We start from the raw sequence: 951 nt of genomic DNA, 5'->3' as shown, positions 1-951 counted from the left end.
GGAGAGGGGAAAGAAAAAATGAATGGACCGATTATACCGAAGAAGATGCGGGAAAATGCGTATGAGAGGTTTAAAGGTCATTGCGCTTATTGTGGCAAGCAAATTAAATATAGTGAAATGGAAATGGACTTTTTACTGCCGGTTAAGTATGGCGGAAAGATTGAAATTGAGAATTTATTACCGAGCTGTAGGGTATGCAACCGCTATCGCAAAAATCGCAAATTAGAGCAGTTTCGATCCAGTTTGGAGTTGATACCGAAGATATTAACTAGGGATAGCGGTGCGTATCGAATTGCAAAACAATATGGCATGATTAAGGATGTTCCCAAACCGAGTGTACAATTCTGGTTTGAAGAAGAAACGCATCGGACCAAGGAGCAGACTTTTGCCAAGAGCGCTATGCTAGATGCGATGAATACGATTTCTGCGTTTTGTAAAACCCATGATTGTGATGACTGTCCGATGAAGAAAAATTGTAGCCATCAATTGGAACCTAAGAATTGGATGCCCGATGGAAACTCGTGAGGCATAAAATGTGAGGGGAGGTCGCCAGGAAAGCAAAATGAGGACAAAAAGAACAAAATTTAACGGGACTGTTTTACAGTCGGACATATTTGACTCTTGCTACTACGCCCTGAGAAGCTATCCGTTTTTGCAAAAAGTGCAAGTAAACCTTTGTGAGATAGATGTATATGGCTATAGGCAAAGCTTTATCGACAAGATACATGAGAAAGTGGATATTGAAAAGCAAATCGCTGTAATGGATGAGGCATTTGCAACTGTGCCAGATAAGTATATCGATGCAGTAAAATACTGTCTTTTTACAAAAGACAGCAAAGCTGTACAGAAAGATACGGTTGTCTATACATATGGAGTGGATTATGCAGAAGTGTGCGTTTGGCTGGACAAGCTGATATATCAGTATGCAGTATTGTCAGGGTGGCCAGTACC

Annotated in this window: 2 protein-coding genes; both read left to right on the top strand. The window is 40.8% G+C overall.

The features are described 5' to 3' along the window. A partial coding sequence (locus D1151_RS17440; RefSeq protein WP_207708630.1) for an HNH endonuclease occupies positions 1-525 on the top strand: 525 nt, incomplete at its 5' end. A 37-nt stretch (positions 526-562) separates the two neighbouring features. Continuing rightward, positions 563-951: hypothetical protein (locus tag D1151_RS17435; protein WP_161909580.1), on the top strand; the 389-nt coding region annotated here is incomplete at its 3' end.

Origin of the sequence: Emergencia sp. 1XD21-10 (assembly GCF_009936045.1) — a bacterium.
Classification (GTDB): Bacteria; Bacillota; Clostridia; order Peptostreptococcales; family Anaerovoracaceae; genus Senimuribacter; species Senimuribacter intestinalis.
Note: the sequence above shows the minus strand (reverse complement) of the source record. Positions and strands in the feature narration are given on the sequence as shown.